Origin of the sequence: Eggerthella sp. (genome assembly GCF_048329335.1) — a bacterium.
Taxonomy (GTDB): Bacteria; Actinomycetota; Coriobacteriia; order Coriobacteriales; family Eggerthellaceae; genus Eggerthella; species Eggerthella lenta.
The window spans coordinates 1-3,994 of sequence record NZ_DBFEGU010000426.1 but is presented as its reverse complement, the minus strand read 5'-3'; the positions used below and the strand labels follow the sequence as shown (position 1 = coordinate 3,994).

The following is a 3,994-nucleotide window of genomic DNA, read 5'->3' as shown; positions in this document are numbered from 1 at the left end:
GCTACGGCGGCGACATCAGCCGCAAGCGCAAGCTGCTGGAAAAGCAGAAGGCCGGCAAGAAGCGCATGAAGAACATCGGCAACGTGGAAGTTCCGCAGGAGGCGTTCATGGCCATCCTGAAGGTGGACGACTGATGCAGATAGGTTGAGAGCATGGCACGCAAAGACGATTTCGATTGGCTGGACGACCCGTTCGACGAGAAGAAGGCCGCGAAGGACGAGATGCGCGCCGCCACGTCGGGCGGCACCAAGCTCGCGCTGGGCTGCGGCTGTTTGATCGCCGTCGTGGGCATCGTCGTGCTGCTGGGGTTCGTCTTGGTCAACATGGCCGAGATCATGGCTTCGTAGCGCCATGGAGGATATGCACGCGTTCTTCCGGAGCCGCCGTCTGCTGCTCGCCCCCATGGCGGGCGTGAGCGACGAGGCGTTCCGCACGCTCTGCCGCGAGCAGGGCGCCGACCTCACCTACACCGAGATGGTGTCGGCCAAGGGTCTTTCCTACGCGAACGAGAAGACGCGGCATCTGCTGCGCCTCGCGCCGGGGGAGGACCAGGTGGCCGTGCAGCTGTTCGGCCACGAGCCCGACACGATGGCCGCCCAAGCTGCGTGGATCGAGCGCGAGATGGGGCAGTCGCTGGCCTACCTCGACATCAACATGGGCTGTCCGGCCAGAAAGATCGTGTCGAAGGGCGACGGCTCGGCGCTCATGAAGGATCCGGCGCTGGCCGCCTCCATCGTGCGCGCGGTGCGCGCAGCGGTGAGCCGCCCCGTCACGGTGAAGTTCCGTCGAGGGTGGGCCGAGGGCGACGAAACCGCCCCCGAGTTCGCTCGGAGGATGGAGGACGCGGGCGCCTGCGCCATAGCCGTGCACGGGCGCTATGCCGAGCAGCTGTACCGCGGGCGCGCCGAGTGGGGCGCTATCGCGCGGGTGAAGGAGGCCGTGAGCGTGCCCGTCGTGGGCAACGGCGACGTGAGAAGCGGCGCCGACGCCGTGGCCATCACGGAGCGCACCGGCTGCGACGCCGTGATGATCGCGCGTGCCGCCGAGGGAAACCCTTGGCTGTTCGCCCAGGCCAAGGCTGCGCTTGCGGGTGAGCCGGAGCCTGACGGGCCAACCGTGGAGGAGCGCATCGCGCTCGCGCGCCGCCACGCGCGGCTGCTCAGCGCGCGTGAAGGCAGGAACATCGTGCGCATGCGCAAGCACGCCATGTGGTACCTGGCGGGCCTTCCCGGCGCCGCCGCCGCGCGCGGCAAGATCAACGGCTGCGTGTCCGTGGAGGATTTCGACGAAGTGTTCGACGAGCTGCTGGCGTGCGCGCGCGAGCATGCCGCCGCCCACGAGTGAGGGGAGGGACGCCCATGCCGCACGATCCGTACAAGGCGCTGTACCTGCATCTTCCGTTCTGCGTGAAGCGGTGCGCCTACTGCGACTTCGCCACGGCGGCCGTGCCCGCCGGCGCGCCCGAAATCGAAGCGTACGTGGAGGATCTCAGCCTTCAGATCCGCCGCAAGGCTAAGGAGGGCGAGCTGGGGGCGGTCGAGACGGTGTACCTCGGCGGCGGCACGCCCAGCCATGTGGGGCTGGCGGGCCTGTCGATGCTGCTGTACACGCTGTCGCTGTCGATGCACCTCACCGACGAGGTAGAATGCACGATGGAGGCGAATCCCGAGAGCCTCACCGAGCGTATGGTGCGCGACATCTGGGCGCTCGGCGTGAACCGTCTGTCCATCGGCGTGCAGAGCTTCGACGACGACGTTCTGCGCACGCTCGGCCGCGCGCATTCCTCCGATGACGCCCGCCGCGCCATCGAGGCGGCGCGCACCCGGTTCGAGAACGTGAGCGTCGATCTCATGTGCGGCATCCCCGGCCAGAGCGCGGAGAGCTTCGAGGCGAGCGCGCGCGAGGCCGTGCGCCTCGGCGCGACGCACGTGAGCGTGTACCCGCTCACCGTCGAGCCGCACACGCCCTTCGACGCCGCGGTGCTGGCGGGCGAGCTGGAGGAGCCCGACGACGACGTGGAGGCCGCGCACATGCAGATCGCCGCGCGCGTGCTGGATTCGGAGGGCTTCGAGCGCTACGAGGTGGCCAGCTACGCCCGCCCCGGCTTTGCATGCCGCCACAACATCGCGTACTGGACGGGCGTGCCCTACCTGGGTCTCGGCCGTTCGGCCGCCACGATGACGCAGAACGCGCAGCGTCGCATGCGGGTGAAGGACGGCCAGGTGACCGACGACCTCGACTCGCGCCAGATGGTCGCCGAGGACCTCATGCTGGGCATGCGCATGACCGCGGGCGTGTCCGACGAGCACGCCGCCCGCGCCGCGGAGTTGCTGCCCGAGGCGACGACGGTGCTGGCCGACTTGGAGCGGCAGGGGCTCGTCGAGCACGAAGGCGGCCGCTGGCGGCCCACCGAGCGCGGTTGGCTCTGCGGCAACGAGCTGTACGGCGCCCTGTTCGATCTGGCCGACTGACACGCGCGCTCCTTGTGCGTCTCCCGTCGAGTTTCTCCATAATTTCCGCCTGTTGTTAGCACTCTCGGCTTTCGGCTGCTAATATGATGCGTTACTATGGTTCAGGTAAGCCGACTGGCGAGAGAGGTAGGTGGAGGAGCGTGCTTTCGGATCGAAGGCAACGGGTGCTGAGCGCCCTCATCGAAGAATACGTCGCGCGCGCCCTACCCGTGGGGTCGCGCACGTTGACGGAGCGCTACCAGTTGGGCGTCAGCCCGGCCACGGTGCGCAACGAGCTGTCCGTCCTCGAGGACGGCGGCTACATCACGCAGCCGCACACGTCCGCCGGGCGCATTCCGACCGACTTCGGCTACCGTGCGTTCGTCGACAACCTGCTGGCGTCCGATCTTGCCGGCGACGACGAGCGCTACCGGCCTGTGGTGGACCAGCTGCGCCGCAGCGCAAGCGAGCTGGACGCGCTTCTGGAGCAGACGTCGTCGGCTCTCACGCGCCTTACCGACTGCCTGTCCATCGTGCTGGCTCCGTCGGTGCTGAACCTGCACATCAAGCAGCTGTCCCTCATCTCGCTGTCGCCGTACCGCGCCCTCGTGGTGTTGGTCACCGAGGACGGCCAGGTGTTCAACCGCCAGATGGACTTCGCCGAGGAGGTGTCGCCCGACGAGCTGGCGCGCGTGCAGCGCTTCCTCGCCGAGGTGATGGGCGGCAAGTCGCTGCAGGAGATCGAGGACGGCCTGGGCGAGGGCATGGCGGAGGCGTTCCGCGACCCGCTCGTGCGCATGGCGTTGGACGAGGTGCTGTCGTGCTTGCAGGAAGGCGACGCGTCGCGCACGCATCGCCTCGGCGTGAGCTCGCTTCTGACGAAGCCCGAGTTCAGCCAGTCCCAGGCGCTGCTGCCCGTCATGCAGGTGCTCGAGGACGACACGGTGCTGCTGCAGATCCTCGACGACGCCGCCCGGCAGGGCTCGGGCGCGCCCAGCGTGCGCATCGGGCGCGAGAACGACGCGGCCGCGCTGGCGGGCGTGTCGGTGGTGGCCAGCCGCTACGGGCGAGGCGCGTCGGCGGGGGTCGTCGCCGTGGTGGGTCCCACGCGCATGGATTATTCCAAGGTTATACAGGCGGTGCGCATCGCAAGCGCGGCGCTGGAGGACGTGTAAACGACATGGGAGGCGGCGCGTCCTGCGCCGTCTATGAGGAAAGGTAACGAGCGTACAATGGCGAAGGATCTGTACGAAGTTCTGGGCGTGTCCCGCGAGGCGACCGAAGACGAGATCAAGAAGGCGTTCCGTCGGCGCGCGCGCGAGCTTCACCCGGACGTGAACAAGGCGCCCGATGCCGAGGACCAGTTCAAAGAGCTGAACGAGGCCTACGACGTGCTGTCCGACGCGCAGAAGCGCAGCGCATACGATCGCTTCGGCACGGTTCCCGGCGCGGCCGGCGGCGGCAGCCCCTACGGAGGCGGCGGCTACGTCGACTTCGAGGACCTGTTCGGCGGCGGATTCGGCATGGGCGACATCTTCAGCTCC

General features: G+C 68.4%; 6 protein-coding genes. All 6 read left to right on the top strand.

The genetic code is table 11. The features are described from left to right. A partial coding sequence (locus ACMO6A_RS13145) for a hypothetical protein (protein WP_418471395.1) occupies window positions 1–134 on the top strand: 134 nt, incomplete at its 5' end. Between the two features lie 18 nt (window positions 135–152). Continuing rightward, on the top strand, window positions 153–347 hold the full coding sequence (locus ACMO6A_RS13140) for a hypothetical protein (RefSeq protein WP_009307065.1): 195 nt from the start codon (window positions 153–155) through the stop codon (window positions 345–347). A gap of 4 nt (window positions 348–351) precedes the next feature. Then, entirely contained in the window at window positions 352–1,344 is a 993-nt protein-coding gene (dusB, locus tag ACMO6A_RS13135) for a tRNA dihydrouridine synthase DusB (protein ID WP_009608682.1), read from the top strand. A gap of 14 nt (window positions 1,345–1,358) precedes the next feature. Further along, window positions 1,359–2,471, top strand: a complete 1,113-nt coding sequence (gene hemW / locus ACMO6A_RS13130; RefSeq protein ID WP_009608643.1) for a radical SAM family heme chaperone HemW — start codon at window positions 1,359–1,361, stop codon at window positions 2,469–2,471. 83 nt (window positions 2,472–2,554) lie between these two features. Beyond that, on the top strand, window positions 2,555–3,625 hold the full coding sequence (gene hrcA / locus ACMO6A_RS13125; RefSeq protein WP_009608692.1) for a heat-inducible transcriptional repressor HrcA: 1,071 nt from the start codon (window positions 2,555–2,557) through the stop codon (window positions 3,623–3,625). Between the two features lie 57 nt (window positions 3,626–3,682). Continuing rightward, window positions 3,683–3,994, top strand: a 312-nt coding sequence (locus ACMO6A_RS13120; RefSeq protein ID WP_418471393.1) for a DnaJ domain-containing protein, incomplete at its 3' end; no start/stop codon positions are given.